Consider the following 14225-nt stretch of genomic DNA (forward strand, 5'->3'; position numbering starts at 1 on the left):
TTTACCTCCTATCGTGACATGGCGGTCACTCTGATCGCACTCCACCTTCCTCGATTCGCACTCCACCTTCTCGATCTCCCTCGATCGAACGAGTTTGGGAGCGGGGCCCCTTGGCGCGCCGGGCCGAGCGGGCGATGGGAACACACGTTCCGGAATTTGCCTCGCACAAGCCGTGACAAGGGCGGTGTCCGGGGCGTTTTTAGAGCACCAGTTCACTTCCCACTCGGATGGAGGAGGTAGACGACATGAGTACGTTCGCCCCTGGTTCCGCCCACCTCACCTGCCGCGCGCTCGTCATCGACCGCGAGCGGCGCGTCCTGCGACTGTCGGGCCATGCCGGATTGCCCGGCGCGAGGGCCGAGGCGGGCGACCGCACACTGCTGGGAGCGGCCGTGCGGGCGGTGACCGGGCGGACAGGGCTCACGGCGGCCGATCTGTGCCTGACCCCGGAGCTGCTGACCACCCCGGTCCACGTCGAGGCCGTGGCACCGGCTCAGCACGAGTACACCTTCGCCCTCTACCTGGCCCACGATCTACCCGAACCCCTGCTGGGTATCGAGTGGTTATCCGCCGAGCAGCTCGATCCGGGTCCGGTGCGGGCGAAGTTGAGCGCGCTGAAGCTGGACGGCAGACCCGTGCCGGTCAACGCCTCGGCGCTGATCCACGACGGCGAGGGCCGCTATCTGCTCCATCTGCGCGACAACATTCCGGGCATCTGGGAGCCAGGAGCGTTCGCCCTGCTCGGCGGCGGCCGCGAGCCCGGGGACCGCACGCTGGAGGACACCCTCCGGCGTGAACTGGCCGAGGAGGTGCCGGGACTCGAACCGGCCGACCTCGAGCCGTACGCCGTCGAGGAGGCCATCGGCGCCGATGGCCTGTGCGTGCCGGTGCAGATCTTCTCCGGCCGCTGGACCGGCGATCCGGACAAGGTGGGGCTGGCGGAGGGCGTGCTGCTGCGCTGGTTCCGCCCGGAGACGCTGCACCGGCTGCGGCTGGCCCCCGGGACCCGTGAAATCCTCCTGCGCCACGCCTCCCGCATCGCCGCGCACCCCCCGGCGAAGGCCCCAGACGCGGGCGGTACGGAGCTGAACATCGTCGGGGTCCATCTCTACGCGGAGGACGAAGAGGGCCGCGTGCTGCTGGGCCTACGCCATCCCGACGCGGTCTTCGCGGGGTCCACCTGGCATTTCCTGGCCGGGCACTGCGAGCGGGAGTCCGCCGTCGCGTGCCTGGTGCGGGAGGCGGACGAGGAGGCCGGGCTGCTCATCGACCCCGGCGACGTGGAGCTGGCCCATGTGGTGCATGTGCTGCACGGCCCGAGCGCGCGGCCACGCCTGCAACTGGTCTTCCGCGCCCGCCGCTGGCAGGGGACACCGTGGCTGAGAGAACCGGACAAGTGTCTCGACTGGCGCTGGTGTGACCCGGACCAGCTGCCGGAGCCGCTCGTCCCGTACGCCCGCACGGCCATCGACGGCATCCGCACCGGCCGCGCCTACTCGGAGATGGGCTGGTGCCCGGCATGAGCGCCACGACCGACGAAACCCGGCGGGAACGCCACACCGTGCCGCTCGACGTGCATCTGATCCTGCGCCGGGAGGGCGGGAGCGGTCCGGAAGTGCTGGTGTCGCGGCGGGCCGGGTCGGTGTACGCCGCCGGGCTCTGGCATCTGCCCTCCGGCCACCTGGACGGCCCGCACGAGGACGTGGTGGAGGCACTGGTCCGCGAGGCACGGGAGGAGACCGGTGTCGTCATCGACCGGGCCGACGTACGCGCCGCCGTCACCGTCCATCACCGGGCACCCGGCGGGAAAGCCCGAGTCGGCTTCTTCTTCGAAGTGCGGCGCTGGGAGGGCGAGCCCCGGCTCATGGAGTCGCACGTCTGCGACGCCATGACCTGGGTCCGGCTGGACGCGCTCCCCGCCGCGATGGTGGCGTACTGCCGGGCCGGTCTGGACGCGTACCGCTCCGGGGAGCGGCTGGCCGTGCACTTCCAGTGGCCGGACGACCCGATCGCGCACGACACGACGGCCGACCGGCTCCTCCCCGTCCCCGGCATCAACCCATCGCCGCCGCCGTGGAGTTCGGCACCGGACCGGCCCGCCGCACCTCTTGGAGACGCATCGTGAACAGTGAGACCCTGCGCACCCGCCCCCGGCACTCCGGCACCGCGCACGCCGCCCGGCCCGCCACGCCCGGCGACGCGGAGGGCATTGTGCGGCTCCGGTCCGCCTTCGTCCTCGCCGAGCCGTTGGCGGAGGAGTGGATCGTCCGCTCCGGCGCCGAGCTGGCCGCCCGGCTCGCTCCCGGTGGCGACGCCCGTGCCTGTGTCGTCGATGCTCCGGACGGCACCCTCGCGTCCTGTGCGCTCGCGCTGATCCACCCCGTGCTGCCCGAGCCCGCGTCGCCCTCGGGGCGGGCGGCGCGGGTGCACGCGGTCGCCACGCATCCCTCGTGGCGGCGCCGGGGGTACGCCGGGTCGGCGCTGACCGCACTGCTCGACCGGCTCCGGGCGGAGCGGGTGTCGCCCGTGGAGGCGGACGTGTCCGGCGCCTCGGTGGCGCTCTTCCGTGCCTCGGGATTCTGCGGCAGCCTGGCGCCCATGCGGATGACATGGCCCGAGCCGCCGGTCCGGGGCCGGGTGGACGAGAAGACCGGCCATGTCTGGCTGCCGCTGGAGCAGTACGCCGAGACGGTGATGAAGGCCACCGGCTTCGCCTGCCTCCTCTTCACCGACACCCACGACCGGCCCGTCCAGCTGCACGGGGTCTACAGCGCGACCCACCCCTGGCAACTGGTCGGCGGCACGATGGACCCCGGCGAGCGGCCCTGGGAGACGGCCGTCCGGGAGTGCCGGGAGGAGACGGGCATCGAACTGAGCGGGCCGCCGAGACTGCTGGCGACGGTGTACGGCCTGCCCGGCACCGAGTGGCCGTACAGCACGATGGGGCTCGTCTTCGACGGCGGACGGCTCGACGAGGGGCAGATCCGGGACATCGTGCTGGACCCGCGGGAGCACGACGAGGTCCGGGTGCTGCCGCTTCCGGAGTGGCAACCGCTGATGCCACCACGGGACTTCGCGCGGCTCGGCGCGGTTCTGGAGGCCCGCCGCACCGGCGTGGCCGCCTACTTCGACACCTGGGACTGGGGGACGGAATGAGCGTCGTACTGATGTCGGACCGGCGGGTGGCGGCGATCCCGGTGCGGGAGTGCGGCGAACCGCTGGTCGACGTCCGGGCGCACGGCGCCCTCCGGGTCGACCCGCGCAAGCATGATGCCGCGGGCGCCTTCGCACACCTGCGCCAAGGTGTCCTCCACCGCCTGCTGCACGCCCAGTCGCTCCTGCCGGACGGCCTGCGGCTGCTGTTCGTCGAGGGGTACCGGCCGCCCGCCCTCCAGCGCCGCTACTTCGAGGAGTACACCGGCGTGCTCGGCCGGGACAACCCCGGCTGGACCCACACCCGTGTCCGGGAGGCGGCCAGCCGCTTCATCTCCCCGCCGGAGATAGCCCCGCACAGCGCGGGCGCCGCCGTGGACCTGACCCTGGTGGACGCCGACGGCCGTGAACTGGACCTGGGCACCCGGATGAACGCCGACCCGGAGGAGAGCGACGGAGCCTGCTACACCTCGGCGACGAACATCACCCCCGAGGCCGGGGCCAACCGGAACACCTTGGCCACGGTCCTGTCCGAGGCGGGCCTCGTCAACTACGCCACGGAGTGGTGGCACTGGAGCTGGGGCGACCGTTACTGGGCGTTCCGGACGAACAACCCGACCGCCCTGTACGGCCCCACCGAACCGGGCCGGGAGACAGGCCCGATGACCGGCGGACACTGACCGCGCGCTCAGTCGGCGTCGGTGGGCAGGGACAGCCCCGCGTAGGTCTCGTCGAGGACGGTCGGCAGCAGGGCGTTGGCCGTGGTGTTGCCGCCCGGCGACAGGGTGAGGTTGGTCCAGATGACGAGGGTGACGTCGTGGTCCGGGTCGTGGCCGATGAAGGAATTGAAGCCGGGGAGTTCGCCGCCGTGGTAGTACATCGCGGCGTCGGGGCCGAACCGCTGGTGGGTGATGCCGTAGCCGTAGCTCTGCCCGCCGGGCGGCGCCGAGGGGTCCTCGGCCTGCGGGCTGCGCAGCCACTGCCGTTGGTGCGCGGGGTCGAGGACCTCGCCGGTCACCAGGGCCCTGATCCAGGTGGCCAGGTCGTCCGCCGTGGAAATGGCGCCTCCGGCCGCGGTGGCGTACGACGGGTTCTGGTGGGTGTAGTCGAGAGGCTGGAGCTTCCCGGACCGGGCCGCCGCCTCCAGGTGGGCCGGGTAGGGGCGGTCGGTCAGCGCGTAGGCCGTGCCGCCGTACATGTAGCCGTGCGCGTAGGGGGTGGGCAGGGAGGTGTCGTGGAGGCCCGGCAGTGAGGTGCCGGTGAGGCCGTGGGGTGCGAGGAGACGGTCGCGGAACTGCCGCTCCAGCGGCCTGCCGCCCGCCTTCTCGGCGACGAGGCCGAGGAGGGCGTAGTTGGTGTTGCTGTACTCGTAGGACGCGCCGGGTGCGAAGTTCGGCGGGTGCCGGAAGGCGAGGGCCAGCATCTCGCGCGGGGTGCGGGCCTTGGCGGGGTGGGCGTCCAGGGAGGCGGCGAGCCGGGGGTCCTCGGTGTAGTTGTAGAGCCCGCTGCGCATCTTCAGCAGTTGGGCGAGGGTGATGCGGTCGCCGTTCGGGACGCCGGGCACGTAGTGGGACACCGGGTCGGTCAGGCGGAGCCTGCCGTCCTGCGCGAGGAGGAGGATCAGCGCCGAGGTCATGGTCTTGGTGTTGGAGGCGATCCGGAAGTGCTCGGCCGTGGTGGGCGCCCGTTCGCCGCCGAGGCGGCTAGTGCCGATGGTCGCCCGGTAGGTGCCCTGCGGGGTGCGGAGCAGGACCACCGCACCGGGCACCTTGAGGCGGTGGGCCGCGCGCTCCACGGCGGACTGGAGCGCCGCCTGATCGACGGGCTTCAGCGCGGAGTCGGTGGGAGCGGAAGCCACGACCGCGGTCGGCGGGCCGGACAGTACCGGAAGTCCCGCGCCCGTCGGCAGGAGGCAGCCCGCGATCAGCAGGGCCGCGTACGGCATCGGCCGGGTCACGCGGCGCGCGGCACGGAGCGGGTCGGCTCGGGGAGTCCTCATCCCGACGTCCCTGTCCTGACTGTCCTGACGGTCTCACCGGAACATACGTAACGAAGCACCCAATTTTATCAGCCGAGCCCTGTCGCGCGGACATATAAGCCGCATACCGCCCGCCCGCTGGCATAGTGCCGCCATGACCCTCACGCCCCGTAAGAACGGCTCGCGGCGGGGCGGTGGCCGCCGCCGCGCGGTCCTCGCGCTGGCCTGTGCCCTCGGGATCACGGGCGGTGTCGTCCTCGCGCTCGACCTGTCCTCGGACGAACCCCGCACCCCCGCCCTCCCCGGCCATCCCGCCCCCGGCCCCTCGGACGTCCCCTCCCCCGGCGCCCCCGGCATCGGCGACCCGCTCATGCCGCTGGACGGGAACGGCGGCTACACGGTCCGTCGGTACACCCTGGACTTCGACTGGCAGGCGCCGAAAACCCCCTTCGCCGCCGCCACCACGGTCAGCGCCACCGCGACCCAGTCCCTCTCCCGCTTCGACCTCGACTTCGCGGGCAACACCCTGCGCGGTGTCACGGTCGACGGCGTGCCCGCGAGGACCGCGCGCGAGGGGGACGAGCTGGTCGTGACCCCGGCGCGGCCGATCGCGCGGGGCCGCGCCTTCACCGTGCGGGTCGCCTACACCGCCGACCCCACGCAACACCGCCACCGTACCGACGCGATCCAGGACTACGGCTGGGTGCCCACGGCAGACGGCACGGTGCTGTCGCCGCAGCCGAACGGCGCCCGCATGATCTTCCCGGCGAACGACCACCCCAGCCTGCGCGCGCCGTTCACCTTCCACATCACCACCCCGCCCGGCTTGACGGCGGTCGCCAACGGACGGCTCGTCACCCGCGTGCCCCAGCGCGACGGCCGGGTCCGGTGGACGTACGACTCCGAGCATCCGGTCGCCCCGCAGCTGGTGCAGCTGGCCATCGGCCGGTTCGACGTGGTGGACGGCACCGGCCCGCACGGGCTGCCCCTGCGGGACGTGGTGCCCGAGGGGCTGGTGGCGGAGACAAAGGCGTACCGGGCGCTGACGCCGGACCATCTCGCCTGGCTGGAGCAGCGCCTCGGCCCGTACCCGTTCCGGCGCTACGGCGTGCTGGTGGGCGACACCGAGCTGCCGGTGGCGTTGGAGACGCAGTCCCTGTCGGTGGTGCCGAGCGCGGATCTGCTGGGGGATCAGGTCGCCGCCGAACGCAATCTCGTGCACGAGCTGACCCACCACTGGACCGGGGACAGCGTGGCGATCCGCCGCTGGTCGGACCTGTGGCTGAGCGAGGGTCACGCCCGTTTCTACGAGCTGCTGTACGCCGACACGCGGGGCGGTCCGGACCTGGAGGGCATGATGCGTTCGGCCTACGAGCAGCACGACCAGTGGCGGCACGGCGACGGCGCGCCCGCCGAGCCGCACGAGGAGGGCCTGTTCCGGCAGATGCGCTACGACGGCTCGGCGCTGGTGCTGTACGCGCTGCGGGAGAAGGTCGGCTCGGACACCTTCGAGCGCGTCGAGAAGGCGTGGGTGACGACGTATCGGGGGCGGGTGGCCGGTACCCGAGACTTCGTCAGACTCGTCTCGAAGGTGGCGGGCGAGGACCTGACGGGCTTTCTGACCCCGTGGCTGTACGGGTCGCACACCCCGCCCATGCCCGGCCACCCCGACTGGCAGGTGGACCCGGTCGAGCCGGTCGGGGAGGAGTGAACACCCTCCCGCCACCCGGCGGGTCCGCTGCCGCCGACCGGGTGGCCTGAGCGCGGGGGCTGGTCCACGCCAGTGACGCTCGGCGCGACGCGGCGCGCGAGGCAAGGAAACGTGAGCGGGGTGACATGCGGGGCGCGCCCTCGTTCGCGCCCTGGCCGCATGTCCAGGCCGCGCCGAACCTCGTTGGAGCCAGCCGTATGAGAAAACGCGTCGCCCCCCGCCTGTCCAGTGCCGTGCGCGGGCATCGGCGGATCGTCTGTGTGACCGCCGCGTCGGCGGCGCTTCTGGTGCCCCTGCTGATCGACCGCTCGGACGACTCGGGCGGTCCCTCCGACCAACGCCTCCAGGACGACTACACCGCGGCGGCGGACGAGTTCCATGTCCCCCGCAGCGTGCTCATGGGGGTGTCCTATCTCCAGTCGCGGTGGGACTCCCACCAGGGCGCGCCGAGCGTCATCGGCGGCTACGGGCCGATGCACCTGGTGGACTCCGCCGGACCGCCGGCCGCGACTCCCCCGCACCATGTGACACCCCATCCGAAGGTGCAGAAGGCCAGCCCGTCCCCGGCGCAGAAGGCGGCCGAGGACGCGCGGCGCTCCGCCGACCTGCGGCGGGCGGCCGCTCTGGTCGGTCTTCCGGTGGAGCGGCTGCGCACCGACGACGCCGCCAACGTGCGCGGCGGCGCGGCCCTCCTCGCGGCGGCGCAGAAGACGCTCGGCAAGCCGCTCAGCACCGACCCGGCCGAGTGGTGGGACGCGGTGTCGCGCTTCCCGGGGTCGACCGACGCCGACTCGGCGGCGACGTATGCCAACGATGTCTTCGACATCATCCGCAAGGGTGCGAACCGGGTCACCGACGCCGGTCAGCACGTCGTCCTGGCCGCGAGCCCGAGGGTGCGTCCGCACGCCGGGGCGGCGGGTTCGTCCCGGTCGAAGAACGTGGAGTGCCCGGCGGAGCTGTCGTGTTCCTGGCTGAGCGCGCCGTACGTCAGGATCGACGACGAGGCGTACGGCAACCACGACCTGGCCGACCGGCCCAAGGACCAGAAGATCGAGTACATCGTCATCCATGACACCGAGGCGCCGCTGGCCTCGATGCTGCTGACCGTCCAGGACCCGACGGAGGCGTCCTGGCACTACTCGATCCGGTCCAGCGACGGCAGTGTCACCCAGCATGTGAAGACCAAGGACGCGGCCTGGCACTCGGGCAGCCAGTTCGTGAACGGCCGCTCGATCGGCATCGAGCACGAGGGCTTCCTGCGGCAGCCGGACGCCTGGTACACGGAGCAGATGTACCGTTCCTCGGCCCGGCTGGTGAAGTACCTGACCAAGAAGTACGACATCCCGCTGGACCGGCAGCACATCTTCGGCCACGACAACGTGCCCGCGCCGACCGAGGACACCATCCCGGACATGCACGACGACCCGGGGCCGTTCTGGGACTGGCGGCACTACTTCGACCTGCTCGGCGCCCCGCTGAAGGCGACGGCGGGGCCGGACAGCGACACGGTGATGATTCTTCCGGAGTACGCCAAGCACAAGCCGGTGTTCACCGGGTGCGTGGAGAGCGGCGAGAAGTGCGCGCCGCACGGTTCCAGCGCGGTCCGGCTGCACACCGAGCCGAGCGAGGACTCCTCGCTGATCCAGGACCCGGGCCGCAAGCCCGACGGCGACGACACCACGGTGGACGTCAACGACCTGGGCTCGCGGGTGTCGGCGGGCCAGACGTTCGCGGTGGCCGGGCGGCAGGGTGACTGGACGGCGATCTGGTTCCAGGGCCACAAGGCGTGGTTCAAGAACCCGAAGGACCAGCCGACCGCCGTGGGCGAGCGGGCCCGGACGATCACGCCGAAGGAGGGCCGCCAGGAGATCCCGGTGTTCGGGCGGGCGCTCCCGGAGGAGTCGGCGTACCCGGACGGGATGGACGAGCAGCAGGAGGCGCCGCTGCCGTACACGATCCAGGAGGGTCAGCGGTATGTGACGCAGTCCGTCGTCCACGGCACCTATGTGGACCGGTCCTCGTTCGGGGACACCCCGGCGCCGGTGGTGAAGGGTCAGGAGGAGTACTACGAGATCCAGCTCGACCACCGGCTGGCCTATGTGCGGGCGAGCGACGTGGACGTGAAGGAGCCTCCGGCGGCCGCCGGTGCGCCGAAACCGGCCAGGCCGAAGTCCAAGAGCTGACACACTGCGGCCGGGGCCGGACCCGCGAGGTCCCGGCCCCGGCCGCCCGCGTGCCCCGACCGGCGAAGGAGTCGTGTGATGTCCGTACGGCGTGTGGTGCCCACCGTCCCGGCGGCGGCGCGGGAGGAGAGCGTGGCGTTCTACGGGGTGCTGGGGCTGGAGCAGGTCATGGACCACGGCTGGGTCACCACGCTGGGCTCGCCGTCGAACCCCACCGCGCAGCTGACCCTGATGGACGAGGACCGCACGGCTCCGGTGGCCCCGGATCTGAGCATCGAGGTGGACGACGCGGACGCGGTGTACGCGGCGCTTCTGGAGGGCGGCGCGGAGATCGTGCATCCGCTGACCGACGAGGAGTGGGGCGTACGCCGCTTCTTCGTCCGGGACCCCGCCGGTCGCGTGGTGAACGTGCTCAGCCATCGCTGACCGCTGGACTGCCTCCCGGTGAGCGCCCAGACTGGGGGTGTCGGACGCCCCGCTCTTCCTGGACGGTGACCGTGGAAACGCAAGAGAGTCAGCGCGTCGAGTTCACGCCCGAGGCGGCCGCGCTGGTGCGCAAGCTCCGTGAGCGGCATGGTCCGCTGATGTTCCACCAGTCCGGCGGCTGCTGCGACGGCAGCGCCCCGATGTGCTACCCCGAGGGCGAGTTCCGCACCGGCGGCTCCGACGTCCTCCTGGCCGAACTGGCCGTGGACGGCGTCCCGGAACCGGTCGGCTTCTGGATGTCGAAGTCCCAGTTCGAGGTCTGGAGCCACACCCGGCTGATCGTGGACGTGGTCCCCGGCCGGGGCAGCGGCTTCTCCCTGGAGGCCCCGGAGGGCGTCCGCTTCCTGATCCGCTCCCGAGTGATCGGCTCCTAGGCCGCGCGCGTCCTAGGTCGCGCGCGTCATGGCCGCAGGCCGCTCACCAGGTCCGCCGTGGCCGTGAGGCCGTTGCTGATGGTGGGGGCCATGCTGGTGCTGGCCAGGTAGAAGCCGAGCATCATGCAGACCAGGGCGTGCGAGATCTTCAGCGCGCCGTTGCGCATGAAGACCACGGCCAGGATCAGGAGCAGCAGCACCACTGAGATGGAAACAGCCATCGGAACCTCCTCCGCCACGCCAGGTGTGCGGCGTTCGGCCGCAAGTGTGGCGTAGCGGAGGGGTGTTCCGGGGCGCTGACGTGTCCCCCGTAAGGGTGGTGTCAGGGAGCCTGGAGGTCGGCCAGGCTTGCGAGGGCCTCGCGGTGGGCGCCCGCGCTGCCGTAGGCGAGGGCGTCCGCCTTGGCCCGCTTCAGGTAGAGGTGGATGGGGTGTTCCCAGGTCATGCCGAGTCCGCCGTGGAGCTGGAGCGCCTCCTCGGCGGCGCGGACGGCGACGGGCGAGGCGTAGGACTGGGCGACGGCGACGGCGAGGTCGGTGTCATGGCCCGTGGTGAGCGCGTCGGCGGCGGCGCGGGCGGCCGCGCGGAGGTTCACCACCTCCAGCCAGAGCTGGGCGAGCCGGTGCTTGAGCGCCTGGAAGCCGCCGACCGGCCGGTTGAACTGCTTGCGCTCCTTCAGATAGCGCACGGTCTCGGTCAACGACCAGTCCGCGATGCCCAGTTGCTCGGAGGCGAGCAGTCCCGCACCGGCCCGCAGGGCACGCCGTACGGCGGGTTCGGCGGGGCCGAGGCGGCGGCCGGGGGCGCCGTCGAGGGTGACGGTGGCGAGCGGGCGGGTGAGGTCGAGCGGGGTCCGCGGGGTGCGGGTGACCGCGTCGGCGGCCACCGCGTAGAGGTCGCCGTCGTCGGCCGGGACGAGCAGCACGTCGGCCGCGACCGCGTCCGCGATGGAGCTCAACTCGCCGTGCAGCGAGCCGTTCTCGACCCGCACGCTCGCGAAGGCGGCGCCGGGCGCCGTGGTCAGGGAGACGGCGAGCACGCCCACCGTGCGGCCGGTGGCGAGTTGCTCCAGCAGTTCGGCGTCGTCGCAGGCGAGCAGCGCCTCGGTGGCGACGACCGCGCTGGTGAGGTACGGCACCGGCGCCACAGCCCGCCCCAACTCCTCCAGCACGACGGCGACTTCGCGGTGCGAGGCCCCCTGGCCGCCCCGCGCCTCGGGGATCAGCAGCCCCGCCAGGCCCATGCCCTCGGCGAGCTGCTTCCACAGGGCGGGGTCGTGCGGGGTGTCCGACTCGGTGCGGGCGATCACCGCGGCGGGCCCGCAGTGGTCGGTGAGCAGGTCGCGGACGGCGGCGCGCAGCGCCTCCTCCTCCTCGGAGTAGAGGAGGTCGGGCTCGGCGTTCGGCGTGCTCATCGGGCCAGGTCCTTCCAGGGGACGTCCTTGTCGGTGCGCGGTTCGGCGGGCAGGCCGAGGACGCGCTCGGCGACGATGTTCAGCAGGACCTCGCTGGTCCCGCCCTCGATGCTGTTGCCCTTGGAGCGCAGATAGCGGTACCCGGCGTCGCGTCCGGTGAAGTCGACGAGTTCGGGGCGGCGCATGGCCCAGTCGTCGTAGAGCAGCCCCTCCTCGCCCCGGAGTTCGACCTCCAGGCCGCTGATCTCCTGGTTGAGGCGGGCGAAGGCGAGCTTCATGCCGGAGCCCTCGTAGCCGGGCTGGCCGGCGTTGAGCTGCTGGCGCAGGCGTTCGGCGGTGAGCCGGGACACCTCGGCCTCCACCCAGAGCTTCAGCAGCCGCTGGTGCAGGTCGTGGGTGCGCAGTTCGGGGCGTTCCCGCCAGGTCTTGGCGAGCGGGCCGATCATGCCGCCCTCGCGGGGCAGGCGCATGCCGCCGATGGAGACGCGTTCGTTCATCAGCGTGGTCTGGGCGACCCGCCAGCCGTCGCCGACCTCGCCGAGGCGGTGGCTGTCCGGGATGCGGACGCCGGTGAGGAACACCTCGTTGAACTCGGCCTCGCCGGTGATCTGGCGCAGCGGCCGGACCTCCACGCCGGGGTCGGTCATGTCGCAGATGAAGTAGGTGATGCCCGCGTGCTTGGGCGCGTCCGGGTCGGTGCGGGCGATGAGGATGGCCCAGCGGGCGAGGTGGGCGCTGGAGGTCCACACCTTCTGCCCGTCGACCACCCAGTCCTCGCCGTCCCGCACGGCACGGGTGCCGAGGGCGGCCAGGTCGGACCCGGCGCCGGGCTCGCTGAACAGCTGGCACCACACCTCCTCGCCGGTCCACAGCGGGCGCAGGAAGCGGGCCTTCTGCTCGTCGGTGCCGTAGCGCAGCACGGTCGGGGCGGCCATGCCGAGGCCGATGCCGATGCGGCGCGGGTCGTTGTCGGGGGCACCGGCGGCGGCCAGCTCCTCGTCCACGACGGCCTGGAGCGAGCGCGGGGCACCGAGTCCACCGAGGCCCTCCGGGTAGTGCACCCAGGCCAGTCCGGCGTCGAAGCGGGCGCGGAGGAAGTCGAGGCGGTCGGTGGTGGCGGGCGGGTGCGCGGCCAGCAACTCGTTTGTGCGGCGGCGCAGTTCCTCGGCGTCGGTCATGCGGTGGCTCCGTTCTGCGGCAGGACGGCGATCCGGCCGGTGGTCACGCCGTCGGCGACCCGCTGCACGGCGTCGGCCGCCCCGGCGAGCGGTACGCGCTCGCTGACCAGCGGCTTGATCGCGCCGCGCGCGGCCAGCTCGGTCAGCTCCTCGTGGCAGCGCAGCACCAGCTTGGGGTTCTTGGTGTTGTACAGGCCCCAATGGAGGCCCACGATCGAGTAGTTCTTCACCAGGGCGTGGTTGAGCGCGGGGGTCGGGATGCTGCCGCTGGCGAACCCGACGACCACGATCCGGCCCTCGAAGGCGACGAGCTTGGCGGACTGCGCGTACGCCTCACCACCGACCGGGTCGTAGATCACGTCGGCGCCCTTGCCGCCGGTGGCCTCCTTGACGGCGGCGATCACGTCCTCGGCACGCCGGTCCACGACCACGTCACAGCCCAGTTCACGGGCGATGGCGGCCTTGTCGGCCCCGCCGACGACACCGATGACCCGTGCCCCGGCGGCCTTGCCGAGCTGTACGGCCGCGCTGCCGACACCGCCCGCGGCGGCGTGGACGAGCAGGGTCTCCCCCGCCTCCAGATGGGCCCGCCGGTGCAGGCCGAACCAGCCGGTCTGGTAGCCGATGTGCAGGGCGGCCGCCTCGGCGTCGTCCAGCGCGTCGGGCGCGGGCAGCAGCGCGCGGGCGTCGGCGAGCACGTACTCGGCGAAACCGCCGTACGGCAGCGCCGGGTTGGCGATGACGCGGCGGCCGTCCTCGGTCTCGCCGCAGATCTCCACGCCGGGGGTGAAGGGCAGCGGGGGCCGGATCTGGTACTGGCCCCGGCAGAGCAGGGCGTCCGGGAAGTTGACGTTGGCGGCGCGCACACGTAGCAGCACCTGGCCCTCGCCGGGCGTGGGGGTCTCCACCTCCGCCAGGCGCATCACCTCGCGCGGCTCGCCGTTCTCGTGCACTTGCCATGCCTGCATGCCGGGCCTCCACGGGACTGCGTCGTCTGAACCGGGGTCCTGGGCATACTAAGCGGTCGCTTGCCGATGAGGGAACAGCGATCCGGGAACAGTCGGCCGGGGAACTGAACAGCCGAGGAACCGAACAGCGGAACCCGTCAGTCCTCCTCCCCGGCCCGCCGCCCGGCACGCGCCCGCAGATGCATCCGCTCCCCCTGCGGCCCGAACAGGCTCAGGAACTCCACCGGCCCGTCCCACGCCGACCCGAACCAGTGCGGCACGCGGGTGTCGAACTCAGCGGCCTCGCCTGGGCCCAGCACCACGTCATGGTCACCGAGGACCAGCCGCAGGCGCCCGGAGAGGACGTACAGCCACTCGTAGCCCTCGTGGGTGCGCGGGTCGGGCTGCCGGTCGCGGCGCGGTTCGACCACCTTGTACGCCTGGGGGCCGCCGGGGCGCCGGGTGAGGGGGTAGAAGGTGCGGCCGTCGCGCTTGACCGGCTCGGTCCGCACCCGGGGGTCACCGACCGGCGGGGCGCCGACCAGCTCGTCCAGCGGGACCCGGTGGGCCTGCGCGATGGGCAGCAGCAGTTCCAGGCTGGGGCGACGCAGGCCCGACTCCAGCCGGGAGAGGGTGCTGACCGAGATGCCGGTCGTCTCCGACAGCGCGGCCAGCGTCACGTCCCGCTCCTTGCGGATGCGGCGCAGTCTCGGGCCGACGGCGGCCAGCACCTCGTCGGTGCTCTCAGCGCCCGCGTCGCTCGTCTCGCTCATGCCCTTATTGCAGATTCAGCAAGCGGGT

Annotated in this window: 14 protein-coding genes; 8 read left to right on the forward strand and 6 right to left on the reverse strand. The window is 72.5% G+C overall.

The window, feature by feature from the left end:
• Window positions 1-245 precede the first annotated feature (245 nt).
• Genes ACI2LY_RS21960 through ACI2LY_RS21975 form a run of 4 tightly spaced genes read left to right on the forward strand, consistent with a single transcriptional unit; the run spans window position 246 to window position 3833 of the window.
• Window positions 246-1523: an NUDIX domain-containing protein gene (locus ACI2LY_RS21960; protein ID WP_404708626.1), complete on the forward strand. Its 1278-nt coding sequence runs from the start codon at window positions 246-248 to the stop codon at window positions 1521-1523.
• Window positions 1520-2125, forward strand: coding sequence for an NUDIX domain-containing protein (locus tag ACI2LY_RS21965; protein WP_404708627.1), 606 nt, complete (start codon window positions 1520-1522; stop codon window positions 2123-2125). The genes ACI2LY_RS21960 and ACI2LY_RS21965 overlap by 4 nt, the downstream gene beginning before the upstream one ends.
• On the forward strand, window positions 2122-3156 hold the full coding sequence (locus tag ACI2LY_RS21970; RefSeq protein WP_404708628.1) for a GNAT family N-acetyltransferase: 1035 nt from the start codon (window positions 2122-2124) through the stop codon (window positions 3154-3156). Before ACI2LY_RS21965 ends, ACI2LY_RS21970 begins: the two co-directional genes overlap by 4 nt.
• On the forward strand, window positions 3153-3833 hold the full coding sequence (locus tag ACI2LY_RS21975) for a M15 family metallopeptidase (RefSeq protein ID WP_404708629.1): 681 nt from the start codon (window positions 3153-3155) through the stop codon (window positions 3831-3833). Before ACI2LY_RS21970 ends, ACI2LY_RS21975 begins: the two co-directional genes overlap by 4 nt.
• 8 nt (window positions 3834-3841) lie before the next feature.
• Here the strand turns inward: ACI2LY_RS21975 and ACI2LY_RS21980 are convergent, their stop codons facing one another.
• Window positions 3842-5152: a serine hydrolase domain-containing protein gene (locus ACI2LY_RS21980; protein WP_404708630.1), complete on the reverse strand. Its 1311-nt coding sequence runs from the start codon at window positions 5150-5152 to the stop codon at window positions 3842-3844.
• Between the two features lie 133 nt (window positions 5153-5285).
• On the opposite strand from ACI2LY_RS21980, the gene ACI2LY_RS21985 reads away from it, so the two are divergent.
• The 4 genes from ACI2LY_RS21985 (at window position 5286) to ACI2LY_RS22000 (ending at window position 9885) form a co-directional block, all read left to right on the forward strand.
• Entirely contained in the window at window positions 5286-6842 is a 1557-nt protein-coding gene (locus tag ACI2LY_RS21985; protein WP_404708631.1) for a M1 family metallopeptidase, read from the forward strand.
• Between the two features lie 197 nt (window positions 6843-7039).
• A complete protein-coding gene (locus ACI2LY_RS21990) occupies window positions 7040-9025 on the forward strand; it encodes an N-acetylmuramoyl-L-alanine amidase (RefSeq protein ID WP_404708632.1) in 1986 nt (661 codons plus the stop codon).
• Window positions 9026-9103: 78 nt separating this feature from the next.
• Window positions 9104-9451 (forward strand): VOC family protein, encoded by a 348-nt coding sequence (locus ACI2LY_RS21995; RefSeq protein WP_404708633.1) that lies wholly within the window; start codon window positions 9104-9106, stop codon window positions 9449-9451.
• 71 nt (window positions 9452-9522) lie between these two features.
• Window positions 9523-9885 carry a DUF779 domain-containing protein gene (locus ACI2LY_RS22000; RefSeq protein ID WP_404708634.1) on the forward strand — a complete coding sequence of 121 codons (363 nt, stop codon included), beginning with the start codon at window positions 9523-9525 and terminating at the stop codon, window positions 9883-9885.
• Between the two features lie 26 nt (window positions 9886-9911).
• On the opposite strand, the gene ACI2LY_RS22005 is transcribed toward ACI2LY_RS22000, so the two are convergent.
• From ACI2LY_RS22005 to ACI2LY_RS22025, 5 genes are all read right to left on the reverse strand, one after another.
• The gene (locus ACI2LY_RS22005) at window positions 9912-10106 is read right to left on the reverse strand and encodes a hypothetical protein (RefSeq protein ID WP_031181865.1); all 195 of its coding nucleotides are present in this window, start codon (window positions 10104-10106) and stop codon (window positions 9912-9914) included.
• Between the two features lie 101 nt (window positions 10107-10207).
• Window positions 10208-11299: an acyl-CoA dehydrogenase family protein gene (locus ACI2LY_RS22010; RefSeq protein WP_404708635.1), complete on the reverse strand. Its 1092-nt coding sequence runs from the start codon at window positions 11297-11299 to the stop codon at window positions 10208-10210.
• On the reverse strand, window positions 11296-12477 hold the full coding sequence (locus ACI2LY_RS22015; RefSeq protein ID WP_404708636.1) for an acyl-CoA dehydrogenase family protein: 1182 nt from the start codon (window positions 12475-12477) through the stop codon (window positions 11296-11298). Before ACI2LY_RS22015 ends, ACI2LY_RS22010 begins: the two co-directional genes overlap by 4 nt.
• Complete coding sequence (locus tag ACI2LY_RS22020; protein ID WP_404708637.1) at window positions 12474-13445, reverse strand: NADPH:quinone oxidoreductase family protein; 972 nt, start codon at window positions 13443-13445, stop codon at window positions 12474-12476. Before ACI2LY_RS22020 ends, ACI2LY_RS22015 begins: the two co-directional genes overlap by 4 nt.
• A 137-nt stretch (window positions 13446-13582) precedes the next feature.
• A complete protein-coding gene (locus tag ACI2LY_RS22025) occupies window positions 13583-14197 on the reverse strand; it encodes a helix-turn-helix domain-containing protein (protein ID WP_393593455.1) in 615 nt (204 codons plus the stop codon).
• Between the last annotated feature and the right edge of the window lie 28 nt (window positions 14198-14225).

This window comes from Streptomyces sp. NPDC002176, assembly GCF_044903645.1.
Classification (GTDB): Bacteria; Actinomycetota; Actinomycetes; order Streptomycetales; family Streptomycetaceae; genus Streptomyces.

Bases quoted from the DNA above. Each gene is read 5' to 3' on its own strand.
- ACI2LY_RS21960 (WP_404708626.1), top strand. From the start codon at position 246: ATGAGTACGTTCGCCCCTGGTTCCGCCCACCTCACCTGCCGCGCGCTC.
- ACI2LY_RS21965 (WP_404708627.1), top strand. From the start codon at position 1,520: ATGAGCGCCACGACCGACGAAACCCGGCGGGAACGCCACACCGTGCCG.
- ACI2LY_RS21975 (WP_404708629.1), top strand. From the start codon at position 3,153: ATGAGCGTCGTACTGATGTCGGACCGGCGGGTGGCGGCGATCCCGGTG.
- ACI2LY_RS21980 (WP_404708630.1), bottom strand. From the start codon at position 5,152: ATGAGGACTCCCCGAGCCGACCCGCTCCGTGCCGCGCGCCGCGTGACC.
- ACI2LY_RS21985 (WP_404708631.1), top strand. From the start codon at position 5,286: ATGACCCTCACGCCCCGTAAGAACGGCTCGCGGCGGGGCGGTGGCCGC.
- ACI2LY_RS21990 (WP_404708632.1), top strand. From the start codon at position 7,040: ATGAGAAAACGCGTCGCCCCCCGCCTGTCCAGTGCCGTGCGCGGGCAT.
- ACI2LY_RS21995 (WP_404708633.1), top strand. From the start codon at position 9,104: ATGTCCGTACGGCGTGTGGTGCCCACCGTCCCGGCGGCGGCGCGGGAG.
- ACI2LY_RS22005 (WP_031181865.1), bottom strand. From the start codon at position 10,106: ATGGCTGTTTCCATCTCAGTGGTGCTGCTGCTCCTGATCCTGGCCGTG.
- ACI2LY_RS22010 (WP_404708635.1), bottom strand. From the start codon at position 11,299: ATGAGCACGCCGAACGCCGAGCCCGACCTCCTCTACTCCGAGGAGGAG.
- ACI2LY_RS22015 (WP_404708636.1), bottom strand. From the start codon at position 12,477: ATGACCGACGCCGAGGAACTGCGCCGCCGCACAAACGAGTTGCTGGCC.
- ACI2LY_RS22020 (WP_404708637.1), bottom strand. From the start codon at position 13,445: ATGCAGGCATGGCAAGTGCACGAGAACGGCGAGCCGCGCGAGGTGATG.
- ACI2LY_RS22025 (WP_393593455.1), bottom strand. From the start codon at position 14,197: ATGAGCGAGACGAGCGACGCGGGCGCTGAGAGCACCGACGAGGTGCTG.